Raw genomic sequence first — 24,082 nt, 5'->3', positions numbered from 1 at the left:
TGTCAACGCATGCGGCGGCTTAGTACGGCTACTGCTATTTAAAACACTTCATCCTTCAAGTGATACCAGCGGTACAGGAAGCGCTGGCCCAGGCGGCGGAACGGCGCGAACGCTTGCGACTCGACCAGTTCCATCATGTTGGGATACGGCAGTTTGGAATTGAAAATCGGCAAGCCCGTGTCGCTGGCCTTGCCGGCGATACGCTCGGCCATGCGCCGGCCCGCCTGCGCCGAGTACATGACGCCGTTGCCGCCGTAGCCGAGCGAATAGAAGATCGATTGCTTCGGGTCCGGTTGCACGATGCGCGGCATCATGTCGTGGCTGACGTCGACCCAGCCCCACCACGAATAATCGATGGCGATGCCGGTCAGCGCGGGAAACTTGCGGTGCAGATCGTTGATCAAAAACTGTTTGTACTTGTCGTCCGGCGCGTCGGCGCCCGTGATGGCGCTGCGGCTGCCGATCTGCACGCGGTTGTCCGGCATCAGGCGGTAGTAGTGGCGCAGGATGCGCGTATCCGTGATCACCTGGTGGGTGCGGAAGTTGCACGCCTCGATTTCCGCCGGGGTCAGCGGACGCGTGACAAGCGAATTCGACAAAATCGGCAGCAAGCGGTTCTTGACTTGCGGATGCAGGTGCGGCGAGGTGTAGCCGCCCGTGGCCACGGCGACGGATCGGGCACGCACCACGCCGCCTGGCGTTTGCAGATAATGCACGCCGTTGCGCGTTTCCCAGCCCATCACGGGGCTGGACGGGTGCACCTTGGCGCCCAGCGCGCGCGCCTTGCGCAGGTAGCCGAACGCCAGCTTGCCTGCATGGATGCCGATGCCTTCCGGCTCGTGCAGCGCGCCGGCCGCTTCCTTGTCGTCGACGAATTCGCGCTTGACGGTGTCGGCGTCGAGGATGCGGGCGTCGTACTTGAAGATCTCGCGCATGACCTTGGCTTCTTTTTCCAGCGCGGGCATGGCTTTCGCCTTGTGGGCGATGTACAGGTGGCCGCCCGGCTGCGGGTCGCAATCGATGTCGGCCGTGATCTTCTTGAACGTTTCCATCGCATCGCACACTTCCGCGTGCAGTTTCAGGGCCGTGTCCAGCCCATAGCGGTCTATCCACTGCGAGCGTTTCAGGCGGCCCGTCGTGCATTGCGCCTGGCCGCCGTTGCGCGTGCTGCAGCCCCAGCTGACCCGGTTCGCTTCCAGCACGGTGGCCTTGATGCCGTGTTCCTGGGCCAAAAAGATGGCGCAGGATAAGCCCGTGAAGCCGGAACCGATGATGGCCACGTCAACGTCGATGTCATGCGTGATGGGACCGTCGTCGGCGGGCGGCTCGCCGGCCGTGCCGATCCAGTAGGTGGGCGCGTAGGCATTGCCGTGGCCGGGGCGCTGGGCCACCAGCGGATCGAAGGCGGGATCGTAGGGCGTGCGGGCGGCGGTGCTGTTGTTGCCCATTACGCCAGGCGGGGTGTCGACAGGTTTGTTCATGGTCATTCCTGGTGAACGTGCTGGCTCAGACTGTGACGACGGGTGGGCGATCCTTGCGGAAAGCATTCTTGACGACGATCTTGCCATCGCGGAAGGTGAAAATATCGACCATGCGCGCTTCGATACGCGTGCCGTCCGCCTTGGTGCCGGCAAAGGTCGACTCCGTCACGCCCCGTTCGCCGCTGACGAAATGCACGGGGTTGAGCCAGGCGGCGTCGGGGAAGGTTTGCCAGGCCAGCTCGAAGCCGGCGCGCACGGCGTCGCGGCCGATGAAGCTCTTGCCCAGAAGCTCGGGACCGGCGACGGCGTGGAATTCGCAATCGTCGGCCATGGCGGCCATCAGGGCATCGATATCGTGGCGGTTCCAGGCATCGCCGAATGCTTGCAGGAAGTCCGTGGTGACGGCGTCAGTATGCGGTACAGGGTGGTTCATGGTTGTCTCCGTAAATCGTTTTTGATACGCTACGTTCCGTTTTTTGTCTTTTATTGAATTTAAGCCTTAAGCATGGCCTTGTCAAATCAAATAATTCAAAAAACGGGACGCCTTGTATTCTTTAATGAAATTATGATGCTTTCGTGACAATCTGTGAGAATTTGGTCACAGCGCTGTGTCGGATTACGCCGGGCTTGCGCCCGGCTAATCCGACCTACACAGTCGCGTAGGTTGGATTAGCCTGAAAGGCGTAATCCAACAACACCAGCAAATCAGACGTAGTCTTTATATTTATCCAGGTGACGCACAGGTTTGCTCAGCGCATCGCGGCGGAACGGGTCGCCCAGCTCGCGCGTGCACATGATTTCGATGATGGTGGTCTTGCCCTCATTCATCTGCATGTCGATCGCCTTTTTCAGGGCCGGACCCACGTCTTCCAGCTTGTCGACCGTGATGCCTTCGGCGCCCATGGCGCGCGCGATTTCCGCGAAGCTCTGGTTGTCGAGTTCACCTGCGACGAAGCGGCGGTTGTAGAAATCCACCTGGTTTTTCTTTTCCGCGCCCCACTGGCGGTTGTGGAACACCACGGCCGTGACGGGAATGTTGTGGCGCACGCAGGTCATCGTTTCCATCAGGCTCATGCCCCAGGCACCGTCGCCCGCATACGACACGGCCGGACGGTGCGGCGCGGCCACTTTCGCGCCGATGATGGTCGGGAAGGCATAGCCGCAGTTGCCAAAGCTCATCGCCGCAAAGAAGCTGCGCGGCTTTTCAAAGCGCAAGTAACTATTGGCCACCGAGTTGATGTTGCCGATGTCGGTCGACACCATCACGTCTTCCGGCATGGCTTTTTCCAGCTCGCGCAAGACCTGGCGCGGGTGCAGGTAATTGCCCGGCTCTTTCTTCTGCTCTTCGATCATGTCCAGGCTGTACGCATCCTTCTCGTGCGTCCAGTTGGTCAGCTCCTCTTCCCACGCGGCCTTTTCCGCCTGCACGGTGGCATAGCGCTCGTCGCGCGTCGCGTCGCAATCGAGCGTCTTGCCGTCCAGGCGCGCCAGGATGGCTTTGGCGGCCGCCTTGGCGTCGCCGCAGATGCCGACCGAAATCTTTTTCACCAGCCCCAGCATCTTGTTGTCGGCGTCGATCTGGATTATTTTCGCGTTTTTCGGCCAGTAATCCATGCCGTGCTGCGGCAAGGTGCCGAACGGTCCCAGGCGCGAACCGAGGGCCACGACGACGTCGGCCTTGGCGATCAGTTTCATGGCTGCCTTGGAACCCTGGTAGCCGAGCGGGCCGCACCACAGCGGATGGCTGGCAGGGAAGGAGTCGTTATGCAGGTAGCTGTTGACGACGGGTGCGCCCAGGCGTTCGGCCAGGGCCTTGCATTCCTCGATCGCTTCGCCCATGACGACGCCGCCGCCCGAGATGATCACAGGGAACTTGGCTTTCGCCAGCAATTCCGCCGCATCGTTCAGGCTTTGTTCGCCGCCGGCGCCGCGGTCCAGGCGGTTCGGTTTCGGGATTTCCGCCTTGATTTCGCCATAAAAATAGTCGCGCGGGATGTTCAATTGCGTCGGCCCCATTTCCGACATGGCGCGGTCAAAGCAGCGGCCCGTGAATTCCGCCATGCGGGCCGGATTCGTCACATGACCTTGATATTTCGTGAATTCCTCGAACATCGGCAGCTGGTTCGCTTCCTGGAAACCGCCCAGGCCCATGCTCATCGTGCCCGTCTCAGGGGTAATGATCACGACGGGCGTGTGCGCCCAGTAGGCGGCGGCAATGGCGGTCACGCAATTGCTGATGCCGGGGCCGTTCTGGCCGATGACGACGCCATGGCGGCCCGAGACGCGGGCATAGCCGTCGGCCATGTGGCCGGCGCCCTGCTCGTGCACGACGGGAATCAAACGGATGCCGGCCGGGGCAAAGATATCCATCGGGTCCATGAAGGCCGAGCCCATGATACCGAACATGTCGGTCACGCCATTGGCGGCCAGGGTTTCCACGAACGCTTCGGAAGGCGTCATCTTTTGCGGGCCGGTGGGGATGGCCGCTGCGGCGGCGGCTTTTTGCTCGGTCATGTCATTCATGGGTGTCTCCTGGTCTGTGGTGATTGAAGCTGTTGAAATTATCAACTCATTTATTAAAAATCGGTATATTTTGTTCCGAAATTTGATATACAATTCAATTTAAGCGTTCACCAATCAAAAGTCAAACAGATTTTCAAGGAAACGGTACAATTTGAGTTCGAAAATGAAATAAGCTGAAGTAACACTCATAGCTACCCAACCGAGGCCACCATGGACATGATTTCATCCCCAAAACTTGAGCCGGAAAAACTGGAAGGCGACACGCCCACGATGCGTTTGTTTGCCTTGCTGGAAGTGATTGCCGAAAAAGACCAGTTGCTGTCGCTGCAAGCGCTGGTGGAAGAAACGGGCTTGCCGAAGCCGACCCTGCACCGCATGCTGCAACAGCTGGAAAGCGTGGGCGTGCTGCAGCGCGAAAGCGATGGTCGCCACTACAGCACGGGCGTGCGCCTGCGCCGCCTCGCATCGAACCTGCTGATTAACAACACTTTCCATGGCGCCCGCCGCATGGTCTTGCGCCAGCTGGTCGAGGAAGTGGGCGAAAGCTGCAACCTGACGGCCTTCAGCGGCAGCGAAGTCGTGTACCTGGACCGCGTGGAAACGGCGGCCCCGCTGCGCTTCTACCTGCATCCCGGTTCGCGGGTGCCGGCCCACTGCTCGTCCAGCGGCAAGCTGTTCCTGGCGCAAATGACGCCCGTGCAACGGCGCCGCCTGCTGGGCCACATGGAATTGACGCGCTTTACGGACAAGACGGAAACGGACCCCGTCAAGCTGGAACGCGAACTGGAATTGGTGCGCCGCAACGGCTATGCGCTGGACGACGAGGAATTCCTGCCCGGCCTGCTGTGCGTGGCCGTGCTGGTGCCGAACCCGAACGGCCGCTCGAACCTGGCCGTGGCCATCCAGGCGCCCATCATCCGTTTAACGCACGACAAGGCTTTACATTTCTTGCCAGCATTGCAACGCGCCGCGCAAGCCCTGGCCGCCATCGAATCGGAAACCATGCCGACGACGGGCGGGAACGACGACGCATTGCAAGCCGGTCACTCATAACCGCCGTAGCGCCCATGCTGCGGTTTCACAGGAGAACAAGGTGCCAGATTCACGCCAACATCCCCCCGCCGCAGCGGCGCAAACCTTGCAGTCCGTGCGCAGCCTGTTCAATATCGACAGCGACCTGCGCGTGCCCGTCTTCACGGAGCGCGACCCGCACGTGCCCGACATCGATCCCGCCTACCGCTTCAACCAGGACGTGACCCTGGCGATTCTGGCCGGCTTCAGCCACAACCGCCGCGTGATGGTGCAGGGCTTGCACGGCACGGGCAAGTCCACGCATATCGAACAGGTGGCGGCGCGCCTGAACTGGCCTTGCGTGCGGGTCAACCTGGACGGCCACATCAGCCGCCTGGACCTGGTCGGCAAGGACGCCATCGTGCTGCGCGAACAGCAGCAAGTAACGGAATTCCAGGAAGGCATCGTACCCTGGTCATTGCAACGCCCCGTGGCCCTGATCTTCGACGAGTACGACGCGGGCCGCCCCGACGTGATGTTCGTCATCCAGCGCATTCTGGAGCGCGACGGCAAGTTCACCCTGCTCGACCAGAACCGGGTCATCACGCCGCATCCCCACTTCCGTTTGTTCGCCACGTCGAACACGGTAGGACTCGGCAACCTGAACGGCATGTACCACGGCACGCAGGTGCTCAATCACGCGCAGATCGACCGCTGGAATATCGTTGCTACCCTGAACTATTTGCCGCAGGCGGAAGAAACGGAGATCGTGCTGGCCCGTGTCCCCGCCATGAACGACGAGGCGGGCCGCCAGCTGGCCAGCAGCATGGTGGCCGTGGCCAGCCTCACGCGCCACGGTTATGCGGCGGGCGACCTGGCCTGCCTGATGTCGCCGCGCACGGTCATTACCTGGGCCGAGAATTGCCAGATCTTCCGCGACCCGGCCCTGGCCTTCCGCCTGTCCTTCCTCAACAAATGCGACGAGGCCGAGCGGCCCATGGTGGCCGAGTATTACCAGCGCTGTTTCAATGAGGAATTGCTGGCGAGCCAGGCATGAGTACGGAAGCGACCGCGCCTGCGCCCTACACGCGCGAGCAGCAGGAAACGGACGAGTTGTGCGCGGGCGCCATCCGCGCGCTGAGCGGCGTGTCTTCCATCCGCTACCGTGGCCGGCGCCTGCACGATGGCCACCGCCCCGTGCCCATCCACGCAGCCCATCTGCAGCCCGATGCGGCGCTGCAGGATTTGCCCTCGCTGCGCGGCGCGGCAGACAGCGTGGCCCTGCGCCTGCTGCACACGGACGCCGCCCTGCACAAGTCCCTCTGCCCGCCCGAGCCCGTGGCGCGCCTCGTGTTCGAATTGCTGGAACAGTTAAGGGTGGAAACGCTTGCGCCAGAACACCACGCTGGCGTCATCGGCAACCTGCGCCACCGTTTTACGGCATGGTCGCACGCGTTCTACGATTCCGGCCTGGCCGAGGGCGCCTCGGGCTTGCTGTTGTACACGGTATTCCAGATGTGCTGGTCGCGCCTGACGGCGCGGCCCGTGCTGGAAAAGACGGAAGATTTCATCGAGGCGACGCGCTGGTCCATCTCTTCACAATTGAGCGGCGACCTGGCGGGCTTGCGCCGCCACCGAACGGACCAGGCGGCCTTTGCGCGCCACTCTCTGGCCATCGCCCACGCCGTCGATGCCATGCTGCAAGATGCGCAAACGGCGCGCGACGGCAGCCAGGACGAGGCCGGCGACGCCAAGGCGCAGGCGGCCTTCAAGCTGCTGCTCGATTTTGACAGCGAGAATGACAACGTTCCCGATAGCGCACCGCTGGGCGAGAGCCGCGCCTTCAGCGACGGCGATGGCACCTACCGGATTTACAGCACGGCGTACGACCGCGAAGAAAAAGCGGGCGAGCTGGTGCGCCGCGCCCTGCTGCTCGAGTACCGCGAACGCATGGATGCGCGCATCGCCAGCCTGGGCATCAACACGGCCCGCCTGGCGCGGCGTTTCACGCAACTGCTGGCCATACCCGAGCGCGACGGCTGGTCGTTCGGCGAGGAAGAGGGCACTATCGATGGCCGGCGCCTGGCGCAGCTGATCAGCTCGCCGTCCGAACGCAGGCTGTTCCGCAAGGAACAATTCCTGCCCCAGGCCGATTGCCTCGTCACCTTTCTCGTCGATTGTTCCGGCTCCATGAAGACGCATGCGGAATCCGTGGCCGTGCTGCTCGACATTCTGCTGCGCGCGCTGGACCAGGCCGGGATCAGCACGGAGTTGCTGGGCTTTACGACGGGCGCGTGGAACGGGGGACGAGTCAGGCGCGACTGGATGCGCGCCCGCTCGCCCGCCAACCCGGGCCGTCTGAATGAACTCGTGCACATGGTCTTCAAGGATGGCGATACGAGCTGGCGCCGCGCGCGGCCCGACATCGCGGCCCTGCTGAAAGCGGACCTGTACCGCGAAGGCGTCGATGGCGAAGCCGTGGACTGGGCGTGCACCCGCATGCTGGCGCGCCCGGAACGGCGGCGCATCCTGCTCGTCGTGTCCGACGGTTGTCCGATGGATACGGCCACGAATCTGGCCAACGACGAGTTTTACCTGGCGCAACACTTGAGGCAAGTGGTGGCGCGCCGCGAAGCGCAGGGCGCCGTGGAAATCTGCGGCCTGGGCCTGGGCCTGGACCTGGGCGCCTACTACAGCCGCAGCCTGGCCACCACCCTGCCCGCCTCGCTGAACAATGAACTGTTCAGCGAAATCGCCCAGCTGCTCGCCGGACGCGGGAAACGCTGATCACACCATGGACTTGCGGCGGCGCGTCATCACGCCGGCCAGCGCCAGGCCCGTCAGCAGCATCACATACGTTTCCGGTTCCGGCACGGCGCTGATGTATTCATACGTCACTGCCACGCGGCCGGAAGCGGCCGTCTGGAATTGGGTCAGCAAATTACCGGAACCGCTGCCCGTCGAGGAACCGATGGCGTTCAGGCCCAGCTGGATCAAGCCACCGCCGGCCGAGGAAAACAGGGCAAAGTCGCTGGCACTGCCGCTCGTGTAGGAGTTGGCGCCCGTGCTGGACCGGGGTCCTGTATTGGCACCCGAGGTGCCTGCAAAGTCGATGCTGCCATCGAAGGCGCTCAGGGCGAACGTCTGCGTGAACAGTGGGTTAGCCACCAGCAAGGTGGAATTGTCGGGACGGTACAAGGTCAGCAGCGACGCCAGGCTCAGGGTCACGTCGGAGGCGCTGGCGTCAAGGCTTTCCGCCTTGCCGCTGCCCTGTACGGCGCCCTCCAGGTGGAACTTGATCGAGGTCAAGGTACCGAGGTTGCTGTCGAACTTGCCCAATCCCAGGGTGTCTGACCAATTGGTGGCACCCAGGGCGCGGTCGGCGCTGAAGGTGATGGTCTGGGTGGCCGCTTGGGCGGAAGACATGGCGCCAAAGCCAACCATGGCGGCTGCGGCCAGTGCGATCAGGGATTTTTGCATTGAGGACTCCAATTCATTCAAAGAGGAAGAGTGGATCAGCCAGTGATTCACTCAGGAAACGCGAGGGAACTCCCTCGCGCCACAGCCCGGCCATTCAGCGCTCCAGGCAATCCATTGTAATAAATGAAAGAATCGCAATATACTCAGTTTGTTGCAATTTTAAAAATAAGTGTTGTTATTTTGATTTCCCCGGAAACGATCAAACAGCCGGCCGAATGAAGCGCCGCACCTTTGCTGGCGCCTCAAGCGACACAGTAACGCACGGCATGCGCTTCCATCGGCAAGGGGATTTCCCAGTTCCACAGCATCGATTGCAGCTTCTTGTTACTGAGCGATGTGTCGCGCTGGCCATTGCGCCGCAATAACTCCTTGCGTGGCTGCTCCAGGTACACGAGTTCCACCTGCGCGTGGTATTTATACAGCAGGTTGAGCGTCTTTTCGCGCATCAGTTTTGACAGATGCGTGGCATTCCACACGAACGGTTCGCCCTTGCGCAGCAGTTCGCGCGCCCGCTCTTCCGCATAGTCGCCCACCTGCCCTTCGTTCTTGCCGTGCTTCAAGCCCAAGGCCATCCGCGCATCGTCGAAGGACACGACGGGCAGGCGCGGATGGTGCTTCTCCACCCACGTATTCTTGCCCGAAGCAGGCAAGCCCGACATCACGATCACGTGCGAACCCGGCTCCTGGAACAGGGGGTAGTCGGGATGCGCCTCGGCGCCGCGAAAATATTTGACGCGCGTGTGATCGTCGACAAAGGCCTTGCGCTGACCGTAGCAACCCTCCTCGCGCGCCAGTTCGCGGAACAGCTCGATGGCATCTAAAATGCGCTGCGGATCGGGACAGATCCTGCCGCGGATATCGGCTTCGGCCAGCATGGCCAGCAAGTGGATATCGACCTGCCACGACAGTTCGCGCACGGTAAATTCCGGCGTGACGCCGCGCCGCGACGTTTCCAGCGCAAAGAAGGGCACTTGATGTACGTTAATCAGGCGGCAGATTTCCTCGCGCGCGGCAAACGGCACGTCGCAATCCCACAAGGCGATGCGCGCATCGAGGGCGCCCTTGCGCGAGTGGCCGGGCTGGCCGATGGCGCCCGTCACCGGGTCGATCACCGTGGTGCTGCACTTGGCCACGTCGTGCAGCAAGGCGGCGAGGAACACGATTTCCTGTTCCGCCCGCGTCGCTTGCTGGTAATCGGGCATGGCCAGCAGGGATTCCACCACCATCATCGTATGCGTCCACACATCGCCTTCCGCGTGATACACGGGGTTTTGCGGCGTCGTTTTCGCCAGTTCCAGCTGCGGGAAGGCGGCCAGGCAGGCATTGAAATCGGGCGACTGGCCCGCTTGCGGCACCAGTTGTTGTAACTGTTTCCAGTTCATCTTGTACTCCTTGAAAAGGTTGCCAGTTCGTCCAGCGACTGGCAGGTGTGCAAGCCCAGGCTTTCCCACGTCACCAGCGGCTGCGGCGCGTACAGGTCCACGCCTTCGGCCAGCTGGTTCGGGATCAAGGGCCGCGTGCTGTGGTGCGAACCGCTGTCGAGGATGGTTTGCGTAAAGTCATGGCGTACCAGCTTGTAGCGGGCCAGCACTTGCTCGTCGTCTTCCACTTTCAGGTACAGGCCTTCCGCGTGGTCGGACTTGTCCGTCTGCTTCCAGCACAGGTCCAGCGGCAGGCGTTCGCGCGCCACCGCGGTTTCAAAAGCGTCGCGCCACAGGCGGGACTTGGCCAGCGAATGGCGCAGCAACTGCCACAACTGTTTGGGCGACGAGGGCATCTTGCCCGCATACAGCACGGGGACGGAGAGCACGGGCGAGCCGGCCAGCATGGCGTGGCGGCGCGCCGTCGACAAAAACATTTGGCTGCGGCGGCAATACACGTCGAACTCGTTGAAATAATGGGGCAAGCGGTCGTAAAACACGGAATGCTTGCTGTACGACCATTCTCCAAACAGCACAAATTGGTCTTCCAGCAGATGCAGCAAGGCGTGTTCGTGCGCGTGCGCCCACGGTTTCAACAGGTTGAACTGGCGTTCGCTGCCGCCGCCCGCTAGGTAGTGGCCGCGCGACTGCAGCAGCACCTCGCCCGCATCGCTGAACGATACGGCAGAGTTGGCGCCATCGATTTTTTCCTCGATGACGACGTACTGGCCGGCCAGCTTTTTCAGGGGCATCTGGTCGGAACCGTCGTCGCCATCCTGCAGGCGCGAGCCTTCCAGGTGCGGCGTGCGCGGGTATTTGAATAAGGGTAAAGATTGTAAAAACATAGCGTCCCACGCCGCGTTCACCGGGGCGTGTCCATACAGGGTCAGGGGTGCTGACGACGTGTTCGGGCGTGGACGATCGAGACTAGCGTCTCGGATACGTGTGCGGAGGGAGCAGTGCCGCAGCAATCGGGGGCGTCAACGCGCCGAACGATGCTGCAGAGAGCATTTCGTCAGCGTTAGCAGGTGATGGCGAAGAAGCGAGGCACTTTTGGCTCCAATAAGGAAGAGGTTCGAGAAAGAACCGCGAATATAAAGGCTGTTTGATTATTTTGCAAGTGGCGCTGCGTATTGTGCGCACGCTTGTGCCCACCCCTCGCTTTGCAAGCGGCACAAAGTTTGCTAAGCTGGCGGCACTTCCTGTCGCTGCTGCGTGGAAAACAAACATGGCCCTTGCAAAAGGGCCGTGCATTCGTTATTTCCGGAGCAGAATCGTGTTTCCCCTATCCAGATTACAAAAAGCCCTGCGCCGCCAGGGCATCGCTGTCGCCTATGCCGACGGCATTTATACACTCAGCAATCCGCACGCGCAGGCGTCCGTGCTGCTGCCCCACAACTTTCCGCTCGAGGAAAAAGCCGTGCGCCAGCTGATGGAGTTTGCCGCCGTCAGCGTGCCAGGCCAGGATGGCCATGTGTGCAAGGCATGCGCCACGCCCGACTTCCACCCGGGCAGCATCGCCCCCGTGGGCAGCATCGTTGCCACCAGCCCCGACATGGTGATTCCCGCCATCCCCGGCACGGACATCGCCTGCGGCATGCGCCTGATCACGACGGGCCTGAGCCTGGCGCAATTCGAGGCGCGCAAGCCGCAGCTGCTCGGCAAGCTCAAACATGTGCTGCTGGAAGACGGCCGCAACGTGCCGCTGCGCTCGAAAGCGTTTGCCGCCCTGTTCGACGTGGGGCCGGAAGCGTTCATCGACAGCCTGCACAATGAGGGCTTGTGGCCCCGCGTCGACAAGCAACGCCTGCTGCGCGAGCTCGACGATTGCATCGCCCTGCGCGAACTGGGCGGCGGCTTGCGCCATGCGCCCGAAGCATTGGTGGGCACGCGCGAAGTGATACGCGACCCCAGCCTGGGCACCACGGGATCGGGCAACCATTTCGTGGAAATCCAGCTGGTCGACGCCGTCATGGACCGCCATGCCGCGTACCGGCACGGGCTGGTGCCTGGCGAAGTGGTCGTCATGATCCACAGCGGCAGCCGCGACGTGGGCTTTTTCGTCGGCAGCCGCTGGATGGACCGCGCCAAAGAGGCCTGGCCGAAAGGCGTGCGCCACCCGCAGTCCGGCCTGTACGGCTTGACGGGCGAACTGGCCGGCGAATACATGGACGCCATGGGCGTGGCATCGCGCTATGCCTGGGTCAATCGCATGGTCCTGGCCGAGCTGGTGCGCGACAGCCTGTCGCAGGTGTATGCGCACGATACCTCTCGCCTGGTGGTGGACGTGCCCCACAATGTCATCCTGCGCGAGCATGGCATGAACATCCACCGCAAGGGTGCCACGCCGGCGCGCGAGGGCGACCTGGCGCTGATTCCCGGTTCCATGGGCGATTATTCCTATGTGGCAACGGGCATGGGCAATCCTGACTGGCTGTGGTCGTGCTCGCATGGCGCGGGGCGCAGCATCCGTCGCCAGGCCATGCGCGCCATGCGGCCCACGGTGGGCGGCGACGAGATGGCGTTCCAGTGCGTGACTTTGCGCGAAGAACGCCGCGTCGAGGAAGCGCCGATGGCGTATAAAAAGATCGGTCCCGTCATCGCCGCGCAGGAGGAAGCGGGCTTGCTGCAATCGGTGGCGCGCTTGAAGCCCCTGCTGACGTTCAAGGCCTGAGCAATTGCGGCACGGCGGCCGCCATCAATGAGATACCGATGGCGGTCAGCACGGCAAACGCGATGCGGCGCATGCCGCGCTGGGCGATCGGTGGCGGATAGCGCTTGCCGGCCATCGTGGCCAGCACGCCCACGGGCAAGGCCAGCGCGCACAGCAGCAAGACTTTCGCGTCGAGCTGGCCCTGGCTGCCCGCCATCAGCGAGCGTCCGCCCGCGCTGATGGCGAACAAAAAGATCAGGCTGTAGCGGATGGTTTTCAAACTCATTTCCTGGCGATAAAACTGGTACACGAGCGGTGGCCCGGCCAGCGAAAACAGGCCCGAGAACAGGCCGCCGCACACGCCGCTAATAAAAAAGCTGCGTTTATCCGCCGCGCCCGGTCCCGGCGGCGCCTGCAGCAGGATGCTGACGCCGCCATACACGATGGCCGCGCCCAGCAACAGTTTCAGGACGGGCGCATACTCCTGGTCCAGGTATCCCAACAACAAGACGCCAGCCGCCATGGCCGGCAGCAAGCCGATGCCGGCCGCGCGGATGGCGCGCCAGTCCAGGTGGTGCAAGGCGCCCGGCAAGGCCACCAGGCAATTCGCCAAGGACAACAAACTGACGAGGGCCGCCAGCGCGGGCACGGGCGCCAGGCCCAGGCCGCTGGCCACGCCCATGACGATCATGCCCAGGCCAAAACCCGTGACGGTCTGAAAATACGTGCCCGCCGCCACCACGCCCAGCAGCGCCAGCACCGGCAAGCTGAACAGGAAGTCAGCGTCCACCCTGGGCCTGCACGGACGTGACGGCAATCACGTTGTACACGTCAATCGCGCTGCAACCGCGCGACAGGTCGTTGGCGGGCTTCTTCAAGCCTTGCAGCAGGGGGCCGATGGCGACGGCGCCGCCCATGCGTTCGGCCAGCTTGTAGCCGATATTGCCCGCGTCGAGGTTCGGGAACACCAGCACGTTCGCGCGGCCATTGACGACGGAATCCTTGACTTTTCTCTGCGAAATCTCGGCCACGATGGCAGCATCGAGCTGCACGTCGCCATCGATGGCCAGCAGCGGCCGCTGGGCCTTGACCAGGTCTGTTGCCGCATGCACCTTGTCGACGGCCGCGTGGTGGGCGCTGCCGCTGGTGGAAAACGACAGCATGGCCACGCGCGGCTCTTCCATCAGCAACGCTTGCGCGCTGTCGGCGGCGGCCATGGCGATGTCGGCCAGTTCCTCCGCTTTCGGGTCGACAACGAGGGCGCAGTCGGAAAAGATAAAACCGCCCTTGAGGCTGTGGAAGGGTTCGCACAGCATCATCAGGAAAAAGCTGGACACCAGCTTGAAGGCCGGATCGACGCCGATGATCTGGATGGCGCTGCGCACTACGTCGGCCGTCGTGTGCACGGCTCCCGCCACGCAGCCGTCCGCGTCGCCCAGGCGCACCATCAGGTTGGCATAGCACAGCGGATCCTGCACGGCGATCCTCGCCTGCTCCACCGTCATGCCCTTGGCCTGGCGCAGCACAAACAATTGCTGGGCATAGTGTTCCGACTCGCTGGACTCTGCCGGGTCGACCAGGCGCACGCTATCCAGGTCCAGCGCATGTTCGCGCGCCAGGGCCAGGATGGCGGCAGGCTTGCCGACGATGGTGATGTGCGCCAGGCCTTCGCTTGCCGCCCGCGCGGCCGCCTGCAGCACGCGCGCATCGCCGCCCTCGCACAACACGATGTTTTTCGGTACGGCGCGGGCTTGCTCGATGATGCGGTGCAGGGCTTTCATGGCGACTCCAATTCGGTAAAAAAATGCCGGAACCATGGAAGCATGAAACATGGTTCCGGCACATAAAACCCGGCAAGCCGGGGTCATACAAGGATCGGTCAGGGTGGTGTCGGATTACGCCGGGCCGAGGCCCGGCTAATCCGACCTACACAGTCGCGTAGGTTGGGTAGGTTGGGTAGGTTGGATTAGCCTGAAAGGCGTAATCCAACACTCCAGCAGCAAATCAAACGTAATCTTTGTACTTATCCAGGTGACGCACGGGTTTGCTCAGCGCATCGCGGCGGAACGGGTCGCCCAGCTCGCGCGTGCACATGATTTCAATGATGGTCGTCTTGCCTTCATTCATCTGCATGTCGATCGCCTTTTTCAGGGCCGGGCCCACGTCTTCCAGCTTGTCGACCGTGATGCCTTCGGCGCCCATGGCCCGCGCGATTTCCGCGAAGCTCTGGTTGTCGAGTTCACCTGCCACGAAGCGGCGGTTGTAGAAATCCACCTGGTTTTTCTTTTCCGCGCCCCACTGGCGGTTGTGGAACACCACGGCCGTCACGGGAATGTTGTGGCGCACGCAGGTCATCGTTTCCATCAGGCTCATGCCCCAGGCGCCGTCGCCCGCATACGACACGGCTGGACGGTGCGGTGCGGCAACCTTGGCGCCGATGATGGTCGGGAAGGCATAGCCGCAATTGCCAAAGCTCATCGCCGCAAAGAAGCTGCGCGGCTTTTCGAAGCGCAAGTAACTATTGGCTACCGAGTTGATGTTGCCGATGTCGGTCGACACCATCACGTCTTCCGGCATGGCTTTTTCCAGCTCGCGCAAGACCTGGCGCGGGTGCAGATAGTTGCCCGGCTCTTTCTTCTGCTCTTCGATCATATCCAGGCTGTACGCATCCTTCTCGTGCGTCCAGTTGGTCAGCTCCTCTTCCCACGCGGCCTTCTCTGCCTGCACGGTGGCATAGCGCTCGTCGCGCGTCGCGTCGCAATCGAGCGTCTTGCCGTCCAGGCGCGCCAGGATGGCTTTGGCGGCCGCCTTGGCGTCGCCGCAGATGCCGACCGAAATTTTCTTGACCAAACCGAGCATCTTGTTGTCCGCGTCGATCTGGATGATCTTGGCATTCTTCGGCCAGTAATCCATGCCGTGCTGCGGCAAGGTGCCGAACGGGCCCAGGCGCGAACCGAGGGCGACGACGACGTCGGCCTTGGCGATCAGTTTCATGGCTGCCTTGGAACCCTGGTAGCCGAGCGGGCCGCACCACAGCGGATGGCTGGCAGGGAAGGAGTCGTTATGCAGGTAGCTGTTGACGACGGGTGCGCCCAGGCGTTCGGCCAGGGCCTTGCACTCTTCGATGGCTTCGCCCATGACGACGCCGCCGCCCGAGATGATCACGGGGAACTTGGCCTTCGCCAGCAATTCCGCCGCATCGTTGAGGCTTTGCTCGCCGCCGGCGCCACGGTCCAGGCGGTTCGGCTTGGGAATTTCCGCCTTGATTTCGCCATAAAAATAGTCGCGTGGGATATTCAGTTGCGTCGGGCCCATTTCCGACATGGCGCGGTCAAAACAGCGGCCCGTGAATTCCGCCATGCGGGCCGGATTCGTCACGTGCCCCTGGTATTTCGTGAATTCCTCGAACATCGGCAACTGGTTCGCTTCCTGGAAGCCGCCCAGGCCCATGCTCATCGTGCCAGTCTCAGGGGTAATGATCACGACCGGGGTATGCGCCCAGTAGGCGGCGGCAATGGCGGTCACGCAATTGCTGATGCCGGGGCCGTTCTGGCCGATGACCACGCCATGGCGGCCCGAGACGCGGGCATAGCCGTCGGCCATGTGGCCGGCGCCCTGCTCGTGCACGACGGGAATCAAACGGATGCCGGCCGGGGCAAAGATATCCATCGGGTCCATGAAGGCCGAGCCCATGATGCCGAACATATCGGTCACGCCATTGGCGGCCAGGGTTTCCACGAACGCTTCGGAAGGCGTCATCTTTTGCGGGCCCACAGGTATCGCTGCGGCGGCGGCTTTTTGGTCGGACAAATCGGTCATGGCTCAGTCTCCTTACGGTTTTATGAAAAATCGGTATATTTTGTTCCGATATTTGAAATACGTGTTCAATTTAACGGCTGCGAAATGCGCTGTCAATGAAAATTTATGAAAAATCGGACTGTTTCATTCCTGAATCCGGAATCCGTGACTTAGGTCCACTCCTGAAACAACAATGGCGGCTTATCCGCAACAGACAAGCCGCCATCGTTCTCCTTCTGCGCCGCGCTTAGAACTTCAAGCGCATGCCGGCCGTGAAGGCGCTCGAGTTATGCCCAGGCAAGGGCACGCTGCCGCCGCTGGAAGCGTCGCCAACGAAATTGGTGCCCGCGCCATCGTTGTTGATGCGGCCGTACGAGGTGTACAGATTCGTGCGCTTGGACAAGGCATAGGTATAGCCGATGGCCAGCTGGCGCCCGCCGCGGCGCGCATTCGTGCGGTCATCCTTCTTGATGTAGGACGCCATCACGCTGCCCGCCGCGCCTACAGGGGCCGACGCACCCAGCATGTAGTTGCGGAAATCCGTGCCCGCATCATCCTTGTCCGTCTCATACGCGGCGTGCAGCTTGGCGGGACCGAAGTCATAGGTGCCGCCCAGCAAGGTGACTTTCGCCGTGTTCAGCGGCGTATCCTTGCGGTTGTCGTGCGCCAGCGTCAGCACCAGCGGGCCATTGGCGTAGTCGATGGAAAAGTCGATGGTGCGGCCCAGGGTGTTGCTGTCCGGCTTTTCGCCCAAGCCATACATGACGGCGGCCGACAAGCCGTTCACCTTCGGCGTTTCATACATGATGGAGTTTTTCGTGCGCAGGCTGGCCACGCTCATCAGGTTGATCGAGGCGCCCGTCATGCCCGTCTCGAAGGGGTCGATATTGTCCAGCGCGGTAAACAGCGGGTTGTGCTGCAAGCCCAGGTTCACGGCGCCGAAGCCGCCCGACAGGCCCACGTAGGCCTTGCGCCCGAACAAGGCGCCCTGGCGGTTGGCGCCAGTATCCACGTCGAGGCCATTTTCCAGCAAGAAGTTGGCCTTTAAATTATTGCCCAGGTCTTCCGTGCCCTTGAAGCCGATGCGGCTGCCCGACTGCACGCCGGTGGCCAGCTTGGTGACGGAACCGTCCGCGCCGCCATGTTCGGATGTCAGGCCCGCGTCGAGCAAGCCGTACACGGTGACGGACGATTGGGCGCTGGCGCTGCCAGCGAAGAAGGAGGCCAGGATGGCTGCCGCTACGAGTGTGTGTTTCATGTCATCTCCAGGTATTGTGGTTTTTATAAACGCTTGAAACGATAATCAACTACGGTGCTGCAAACTGCGGGTAAATGCGGTGGCTCAGGCGATCAGCCCGGCCAATGGCGACGACGGCGAGGCGCGCATGGCGCCAGGCTGCGTCATACTTTTCGGCATGCGTCCGGCCAGGTAAGCCTCGCGTCCGCCCTGCACTGCCAGTTTCATGGCGCGCGCCATGCGTATCGGTTCGCGCGCCGCCGCGATGGCGGTATTCATCAAAATGCCGTCGCAACCGAGCTCCATGGCGATGGCCGCGTCCGACGCCGTGCCCACGCCTGCATCGACCAGCACGGGTACGCGGGCTTGCTCGATGATCAGCGACAGATTCCACGGATTCAGAATGCCCATGCCCGAGCCGATCAGGGACGCCAGTGGCATGACGGCGATGCAGCCGAGGTCTTCCAGCATGCGCGCCTGGATGGGGTCGTCGCTGCAATACACCATCACCTGGAAGCCGTCGCGCACCAGCTGCTCGGCCGCCTTCAAGGTCTCCGGCATGTTCGGGAACAGGGTCTTTTCATCACCGAGCACTTCCAGCTTGCACAGCGGGTGGCCGCCCAGCAGCTCGCGCGCCAGCTGCAAGGTATAGACGGCGTCGCGCGCGTTGTAGCAGCCGCCCGTATTGGGCAGGATCGTGTATTTCGATGGCGGAATGAAGTCGAGCAGGTTCGGCTCGCCCTTCTCCTGGCCGATATTCACGCGGCGTATCGTCACGGTGACGATCTCGGCACCGCTCTCTTCGATGGCCAGGCGCGTTTCCTCGAAATCCTTGTATTTGCCCGTGCCCACCAGCAGGCGCGACTGGTAGGTGGTGCCGGCCAGGGTCAGGCCGGTCGATGGTTGGCTGGGGGTGGCGTCGTCTCTCATCTTGATCTCCTGTGCAATTCATTTAAACCAGAAGCAAAATCCGGGGTCGGACCCTGAGGGTCCGACCCCAGCCTTTTTCCTTGGGTTTCCCCGCAAAACGCAAAATCGACTTCCGGCCGGCGTCCCGATACGAGGTCCGCGATCGCCCTGCCCGCGCCGCAGCCCATGGTCCAGCCCAGGGTGCCGTGACCCGTGTTGAGGAACAGCTGACGGTAGCGCGTGGCGCCGATATACGGCACGTTCGAGGGTGTCAGGGGGCGCAGGCCGGCCCAGTAGACGGGGTCGCCGTAATCGCAGGCGTGCGGGAACAGCCCCTGCACGCGGCGCGTGATGGCGGCGCAGCGCACGGGATTGAGCTCCCGCGTATAGCCGTTCAGCTCGCACGTGCCCGCCACGCGCAGGCGTTCGCCCAGGCGCGAAAACACGAGCTTGTGGCCATCGTCCGTCAGCGAGACGGTCGGTGCGGCGGATGGGTCAAGAATCGGATAGGTGGCGGAATAACCTTTGCCCGGATACAGCATCAAGCGTATGCCCAGCGGCTGCAGCAGGGGCGCGGAAAAGCTGCCCATGGCCACCACCACGGCATCCGCGTGTTCCAGGCGATGGCGCCCTTGCGCATCGATGCATTCCACACCTGTGATGCGTTCGCCATCCGCCAGCAAACGCGTCACGGTGCTGCCGTACTGAAAATCCACGCCGGCAGCGGCGGCGCGGGCCGCCAGCGCCGTGGTAAACAGATGCACGTCCCCCGACTCGTCGCTGGCCGTAAAGTCGCCGCCGACGATGTGCGGGCGGGCGTGGGCCAGGGACGGTTCCAGCCGTATCACTTCATCGGCGCTGACGGTGTTGCGCGGACAGCCCAGCTCGCGCAAGAGGGCGGCGCCCGACTGCGATTTATCGAACTCCTGCTGGTCCGTATAGAAATGCAGAATGCCGCGCTCCAGGTGGTCGTAGGCGATACCCGTTTCGCGCCGCAGGGCTTGCAAACTCTGCCGGCTGTACTCGGCCAGGGCGACGATCTGCCGCATATTGCGCGACACGCGCGACGGCAAGCACTCGCGCAGGTAATGCAGCGCCCACTGCCATTGCAGCGTATCGAGGCGAGGACGGAACAGCAGCGGCGCATCGTCCTTGCCCAACCATTTCACTACCTTGCGCAGGGCGGCGGGATTGGCCCACGGTTCCGCGTGCGAGACGGATATCTGCCCGCCATTGCCGAAGCTGGTTTCCTGCGCGGCGCCCGGCTGGCGCTCGAACACGCGCACATCGTGGCCAGCCTGGCGCAAATACCAGGCCGATGCCGTGCCGACCACGCCGGCGCCGAGGACTAGGATCTTCATGGCAACTGGCCTGGAATCAGCGCGTCAGCAGCACGGCGATGGCGACAAAGGCGGCGATCCACACGGTTTCCATCACCAGCATGATCACGGGACGCCAGCCCAGCGAGGCCAGCGACTGGAACGACGTTTTCACGCCCAGCGCGGCAATGGCGATGACGAGGCAGGCGCGCGAAGCATTGTTGATCCAGCCATTCACTTCCTGCGGAATCAGGCCCAGGCTATTCGTGATGACGAGCCACACAAAGCCGATCAGGAAGAATGGCACGAGCGGCGGCGCATCGACTTCGCTCTTGCCGTCCTTGCGCTTGAACATGATCGACAGGCCCAGCACGACAGGCACGAGGCAAGCGACGCGCGTCAGCTTGACGAAGGTGGCCACGTCGCCCGTGTGATTACTGACCAGGTAGCCGGCGCCCACCACTTGCGCCACGTCATGAATCGTGCCGCCGATGAACACGCCCGCTTCCGTCGGATCAAAGCCCAGCAGCTTGACCAGCAGCGGGTAGACGATCATGGCCAGGGTCGACAAGGTCGTCACGCCCACCACCGTCAGCAGCGTGAATTTTTCGTTTTCCTTGGTCTGCGGCAGCACGGCCGAGATGGCCAGCGCGGCCGAGGCGCCACAGATGGCCACGGAACCACCCGACAGGATGCCTTCCGTGATGGGGCGTTTCAGCCACCTGGCCAGCAGATAGCCGAAGCCCAAAGTTGCCACTAGGCCGCCGACGACGATCAATAACGGCGTCACGCCGACGGAAGCGATCTGGTTGAAGGTGATGCGCGCGCCCAGCAGGGCCACGCCCGTGCGCAGCAGCACCTTGCTGCAAAACTCGATGCCGGGCTTGCAGGTGGGGTCGGAGGCGAGGAAGTGGAAAGCCAGGCCGAAGAACAGCGCATACAGCAACTGGGGGCCGCCGTAATTGCTGGAAATAAAGGTGGCCGACAGGGCGATCACCAGCGCGATGGCCACGCCGGGCCAGCTGCGCAGCACGGCACGAGGACGCCAGATGGCAACGGCGGAAGACAGGTAGGGAATGTTCTTGTCGACAACGCGTGTTATCGCTGAGGAGTTGGTTTTCATGCGGGTCCGCTCATAATGTTTTAAAAATTGGGACATTTCATCTCGTTTTTTAATAATACACGATGAGCTAGCGAAGTCCATGCTTTTCCATGAAAATCGAAACCGGATGTTCCGGAAACTGACGTTTTAAGGTTAATGCTGGCGTAAACGACAAGCGGCGCGGCCCTTTGCAGGGACGCGCCGCCGTGGCTGGCCGTTGAACGATTACTTTTTGTTCAGGCGGGTAATCAGACTGGATGTATCAAAGCGGTTGCCGCCTGCCTGTTGCACTTCGCCATAGAACTGGTCCGTCAAGGTCGTCACGGGCAAGTCGCTGCCGTTGCGCTTGGCTTCGGCGAGGCAGATGCCGAGGTCCTTGCGCATCAGGTCGACGGCAAAACCGAAGTCGAACTTGCGCTCTATCATGGTCTTGCCCCGGTTTTCCAGCTGCCACGACTGCGCCGCCCCCTTGGAAATCACGTCGACGACGAGGGCCGCGTCGAGGCCCGCGTTTTCCGCGAAGGCGATGCCTTCGCTGAGCGCCTGCACCAGGCCCGCGATGCAGATCTGGTTGACCATCTTCGTCAGCTGGCCGGAACCGGAAGCGCCCATGTAGGTGACGGCGCGCGAGAACAGGGCGATGACAGGCTCGGCCCGTGCATACGCCTCTGCATCGCCGCCCGCCATCACCGTCAGCTTGCCGTTTTCCGCGCCCGCCTGGCCGCCGGACACAGGCGCGTCGAGGAAGAACACGCCCTGCTCTTTCGCCGCCGCGTGGATGGTGCGCGCCGCTTCGGCCGAGGCCGTCGTGTGGTCGATCAGGATGCTGCCCGGCACCATGGCGGACAACAAGCCGCCCTCTTCCAGGATGACCTGGTACAGGTCGTTATCGTTGCCGATGCAGGTGAAGACGAACTCGGCGCCCGCCGCCGCGGCAGCCGGCGTGGCGGCGCTGCTGCCCTTGTGCTGTTCCAGCCAGGCGGCCGCGCGGGCCGGGTTGCGGTTGTACACGGTGACGTCGTGCCCGCCCGCCGCCAGGTGACCTGCCATGGGGAAACCCATGACGCCCAAACCGATGAATGCCACTTTTGCCATATTGTCCGTCCTGTCGATGAATGAATCCGATTATTGTTGCACAAATGGCCCGTGGCGGCAGCATGGCGCGGCCCTGCGCGACGTTTGGCGTACACGGAGTGGTGATTGGGAAACATCCGCTTTTCAGCTATACAAGACGAAAATTATCATAAAGAACTTTATATTGCATTTTTTTCTAGTTAATATTATATTGAATTGGCATTATAAATAAGCAAACTTTTGCCGCATCCTTTTCCCAACCCTTGTGAAGGAGTCGATCTTGCAAACTGCATTCTCCCGCCTGAAAATCATGAGCGCCGCCGCCCTGCTGCTCGCCGCCAGCGCCGCACACGCAGACATCACGGTGTTTACCAGCCAGTCCGCCTATCTGGCAGCGGTCGGCAATACCGGCGTCGACACCTTTGATGATTTGCCCATCGATGCGCTCGACGGCCCGCTGAACCGCAACGCGGGCAGCTATGCCTACACGGTCAGCAGCGTTGGCGCCTCGCCCATCCTGTATGGCGCAGGCACGGGCAGCGACAACTGGCTGAGTACGAACGACCGCAACGACAGCGTGGTGTTCTCCAACTTTTCCAGTGCCGTACGCGGTGTGGGGGGATTCTTCTTCGGATCGAACTTTGCCGGCGAATATGCCAATGGCCAGAGCATCACGCTGACAGCGCGCAATGCGCTGGGCGAGCTGCTCAGCTATGATCTGGCCCTGCCGACGCAAGCTTCGTTTATCGGCTTCGTGTCGTCGGACGCGTTCTCCGACCTGTCCGTCAGCACAGCCGGACAGATCGGTATCTGGCCAACCATCAATAACCTGTCCGTGTCGGCCGTACCGGAGCCAGCCACTTACGGCATGCTGCTGGGCGGCCTGGGCTTGCTCGGCTTCATGGCGCGCCGCCGCCGAGTCAGCCAGCAGTAAACAAACTGGCGCCTGGTACGGCTGCCGGCAGCCGTACCAGGCCTGCCATCACGACAATATCTCGCGCAACGCCGCCATCAAGGCTGCGCACTCGCCCACATTACCAATGCTGATGCGCAAATACTGGCTGATGCGCGGCGCATTGAAGTGGCGCACGATCACGGAGCGGGCACGCAAGCCGGCGGCCAGTTGCGCCGCGTCATGCTGCGGGTGACGGGCAAAGACAAAGTTGGCCACCGAGGGCAGTACCTCGAAGCCCAGCGCCGCCAAGTCCGCCGCCAGCTGTTCGCGGGTGGCAATAACGGCCTGGCGCGTCTGCTGGAAATACGCTTCGTCGTGCAGCGATGCGACGGCCCCGGCCAGCGCCAGCCGGTCCAGCGGATACGAGTTGAAACTGTTCTTGACTCTTTCCAGCGCCTCGATCAAGTCCGGATGTCCGAATGCACAGCCCACGCGCAAGCCGGCCAGCGAGCGCGATTTCGAGAACGTCTGCACCACCAGCAAGTTCGGATACCGCGCCACCAGGGCCACGGCGCTCTCGCCGCCGAAATCCACATACGCTTCATCGACCACCACCACGGCATCGGGATGGGCGCGCAGCAAGGTTTCCACGCCGGCCAGCGGCAAGTCCACGCCCGTGGGGGCGTTAGGGTTAGGGAAGATGATGGCGCCGCACGGCCCCTGGTAGTCTTCCGGACGGATGCGCATGGCATCGTCGAGCGCCACCGTGCGGTAATCGATGCCGTACAGCTTGCAATACACTGGGTAGAAGCTGTAGCTGATGTCCGGGAACAGCAGCGGCGCATCGTGCTTGAGCAAGGCCATGAAGGCCAGCGCCAGCACTTCGTCGGAGCCATTGCCGACAAACACTTGATTGCTGTTCAAGCCGTGGTAGTCGGCCAGGGTTTGCTTCAGTTCGCTGGCGGACGGATCAGGGTAGAGGCGCAGGCTGTCGTTGGCTGCTTCGCGCAATACGGCGCGCACCTGCGGCGACGGACCGTAGGGATTTTCGTTGGTGTTGAGTTTGACCAGGTTGGGCAGTTTGGGTTGCTCGCCCGGGATGTAGGGGGTCAGCTCGCTGACGATATTGCTCCAGAATCGGCTCATTGCTTGGGTATGGGGACAGGATGGGGAGGGGGT

General features: G+C 62.4%; 20 protein-coding genes. 5 read left to right on the top strand and 15 right to left on the bottom strand.

Annotated elements, in window-relative coordinates:
* Window positions 1-38: 38 nt before the first annotated feature.
* The 3 genes from O3297_RS01830 to xsc (O3297_RS01820) all read right to left on the bottom strand — a co-directional run bounded on the left by O3297_RS01830 (window position 39) and on the right by xsc (O3297_RS01820) (window position 3,995).
* Complete coding sequence (locus O3297_RS01830) at window positions 39-1,448, bottom strand: FAD-binding oxidoreductase (RefSeq protein WP_034788412.1); 1,410 nt, start codon at window positions 1,446-1,448, stop codon at window positions 39-41.
* A gap of 58 nt (window positions 1,449-1,506) precedes the next feature.
* The gene (locus O3297_RS01825; protein WP_151093781.1) at window positions 1,507-1,914 is read right to left on the bottom strand and encodes a nuclear transport factor 2 family protein; all 408 of its coding nucleotides are present in this window, start codon (window positions 1,912-1,914) and stop codon (window positions 1,507-1,509) included.
* Between the two features lie 272 nt (window positions 1,915-2,186).
* Window positions 2,187-3,995 (bottom strand): sulfoacetaldehyde acetyltransferase, encoded by a 1,809-nt coding sequence (gene xsc, locus O3297_RS01820; protein WP_305049585.1) that lies wholly within the window; start codon window positions 3,993-3,995, stop codon window positions 2,187-2,189.
* 225 nt (window positions 3,996-4,220) lie between these two features.
* Between xsc (O3297_RS01820) and O3297_RS01815 the strand changes: the two genes are divergently transcribed.
* The 3 genes from O3297_RS01815 to O3297_RS01805 are packed head-to-tail and all read left to right on the top strand — an operon-like array spanning window position 4,221 to window position 7,802.
* Window positions 4,221-5,057: an IclR family transcriptional regulator gene (locus tag O3297_RS01815; protein WP_370385377.1), complete on the top strand. Its 837-nt coding sequence runs from the start codon at window positions 4,221-4,223 to the stop codon at window positions 5,055-5,057.
* A 40-nt stretch (window positions 5,058-5,097) separates the two neighbouring features.
* Window positions 5,098-6,072, top strand: a complete 975-nt coding sequence (locus tag O3297_RS01810; RefSeq protein WP_257219099.1) for an AAA family ATPase — start codon at window positions 5,098-5,100, stop codon at window positions 6,070-6,072.
* The gene (locus O3297_RS01805; RefSeq protein ID WP_305047590.1) at window positions 6,069-7,802 is read left to right on the top strand and encodes a cobalt chelatase; all 1,734 of its coding nucleotides are present in this window, start codon (window positions 6,069-6,071) and stop codon (window positions 7,800-7,802) included. The genes O3297_RS01810 and O3297_RS01805 overlap by 4 nt, the downstream gene beginning before the upstream one ends.
* Here O3297_RS01805 and O3297_RS01800 read toward each other — a convergent pair whose 3' ends face one another.
* The 3 genes from O3297_RS01800 to O3297_RS01790 all read right to left on the bottom strand — a co-directional run bounded on the left by O3297_RS01800 (window position 7,803) and on the right by O3297_RS01790 (window position 10,761).
* Window positions 7,803-8,495, bottom strand: coding sequence for a choice-of-anchor E domain-containing protein (locus O3297_RS01800; protein WP_034788004.1), 693 nt, complete (start codon window positions 8,493-8,495; stop codon window positions 7,803-7,805).
* Between the two features lie 242 nt (window positions 8,496-8,737).
* Window positions 8,738-9,877, bottom strand: coding sequence for an AAA family ATPase (locus tag O3297_RS01795; protein WP_305047588.1), 1,140 nt, complete (start codon window positions 9,875-9,877; stop codon window positions 8,738-8,740).
* Window positions 9,874-10,761 carry an RNA ligase family protein gene (locus O3297_RS01790; RefSeq protein WP_099393043.1) on the bottom strand — a complete coding sequence of 296 codons (888 nt, stop codon included), beginning with the start codon at window positions 10,759-10,761 and terminating at the stop codon, window positions 9,874-9,876. The genes O3297_RS01795 and O3297_RS01790 overlap by 4 nt, the downstream gene beginning before the upstream one ends.
* A 431-nt stretch (window positions 10,762-11,192) precedes the next feature.
* On the opposite strand from O3297_RS01790, the gene O3297_RS01785 reads away from it, so the two are divergent.
* Window positions 11,193-12,590 carry an RtcB family protein gene (locus tag O3297_RS01785; protein ID WP_034788013.1) on the top strand — a complete coding sequence of 466 codons (1,398 nt, stop codon included), beginning with the start codon at window positions 11,193-11,195 and terminating at the stop codon, window positions 12,588-12,590.
* Here the strand turns inward: O3297_RS01785 and O3297_RS01780 are convergent.
* The 8 genes from O3297_RS01780 to O3297_RS01745 all read right to left on the bottom strand — a co-directional run bounded on the left by O3297_RS01780 (window position 12,580) and on the right by O3297_RS01745 (window position 22,029).
* Window positions 12,580-13,359 (bottom strand): sulfite exporter TauE/SafE family protein, encoded by a 780-nt coding sequence (locus O3297_RS01780; protein ID WP_305047585.1) that lies wholly within the window; start codon window positions 13,357-13,359, stop codon window positions 12,580-12,582. The genes O3297_RS01785 and O3297_RS01780 overlap by 11 nt on opposite strands.
* Window positions 13,349-14,350, bottom strand: coding sequence for a phosphate acetyltransferase (gene pta, locus O3297_RS01775; RefSeq protein WP_305047584.1), 1,002 nt, complete (start codon window positions 14,348-14,350; stop codon window positions 13,349-13,351). Before pta ends, O3297_RS01780 begins: the two co-directional genes overlap by 11 nt.
* Window positions 14,351-14,573: 223 nt before the next feature.
* Window positions 14,574-16,388: a sulfoacetaldehyde acetyltransferase gene (xsc, locus tag O3297_RS01770; protein WP_305047583.1), complete on the bottom strand. Its 1,815-nt coding sequence runs from the start codon at window positions 16,386-16,388 to the stop codon at window positions 14,574-14,576.
* 226 nt (window positions 16,389-16,614) lie between these two features.
* Window positions 16,615-17,625 (bottom strand): porin, encoded by a 1,011-nt coding sequence (locus tag O3297_RS01765; RefSeq protein ID WP_305047582.1) that lies wholly within the window; start codon window positions 17,623-17,625, stop codon window positions 16,615-16,617.
* An 84-nt stretch (window positions 17,626-17,709) separates the two neighbouring features.
* Window positions 17,710-18,534 carry a thiazole synthase gene (locus O3297_RS01760; RefSeq protein ID WP_305047581.1) on the bottom strand — a complete coding sequence of 275 codons (825 nt, stop codon included), beginning with the start codon at window positions 18,532-18,534 and terminating at the stop codon, window positions 17,710-17,712.
* Window positions 18,531-19,874 (bottom strand): D-amino acid dehydrogenase, encoded by a 1,344-nt coding sequence (locus O3297_RS01755; protein WP_305047580.1) that lies wholly within the window; start codon window positions 19,872-19,874, stop codon window positions 18,531-18,533. The genes O3297_RS01760 and O3297_RS01755 overlap by 4 nt, the downstream gene beginning before the upstream one ends.
* A 16-nt stretch (window positions 19,875-19,890) precedes the next feature.
* Window positions 19,891-20,955 (bottom strand): YeiH family protein, encoded by a 1,065-nt coding sequence (locus O3297_RS01750; protein WP_080753631.1) that lies wholly within the window; start codon window positions 20,953-20,955, stop codon window positions 19,891-19,893.
* Window positions 20,956-21,159: 204 nt separating this feature from the next.
* On the bottom strand, window positions 21,160-22,029 hold the full coding sequence (locus O3297_RS01745; protein ID WP_070253766.1) for an NAD(P)-dependent oxidoreductase: 870 nt from the start codon (window positions 22,027-22,029) through the stop codon (window positions 21,160-21,162).
* Between the two features lie 259 nt (window positions 22,030-22,288).
* On the opposite strand from O3297_RS01745, the gene O3297_RS01740 reads away from it, so the two are divergent.
* On the top strand, window positions 22,289-22,942 hold the full coding sequence (locus O3297_RS01740; protein ID WP_230522696.1) for a PEP-CTERM sorting domain-containing protein: 654 nt from the start codon (window positions 22,289-22,291) through the stop codon (window positions 22,940-22,942).
* A gap of 48 nt (window positions 22,943-22,990) precedes the next feature.
* Here O3297_RS01740 and hisC read toward each other — a convergent pair whose 3' ends face one another.
* Window positions 22,991-24,049, bottom strand: coding sequence for a histidinol-phosphate transaminase (hisC, locus tag O3297_RS01735; RefSeq protein WP_305047579.1), 1,059 nt, complete (start codon window positions 24,047-24,049; stop codon window positions 22,991-22,993).
* Window positions 24,050-24,082: the final 33 nt, after the last annotated feature.

Source organism: Janthinobacterium sp. SUN128 (assembly GCF_030587275.1).
Taxonomy (GTDB): domain Bacteria; phylum Pseudomonadota; class Gammaproteobacteria; order Burkholderiales; family Burkholderiaceae_D; genus Janthinobacterium; species Janthinobacterium lividum.
Note: the sequence above shows the minus strand (reverse complement) of the source record. Positions and strands in the feature narration are given on the sequence as shown.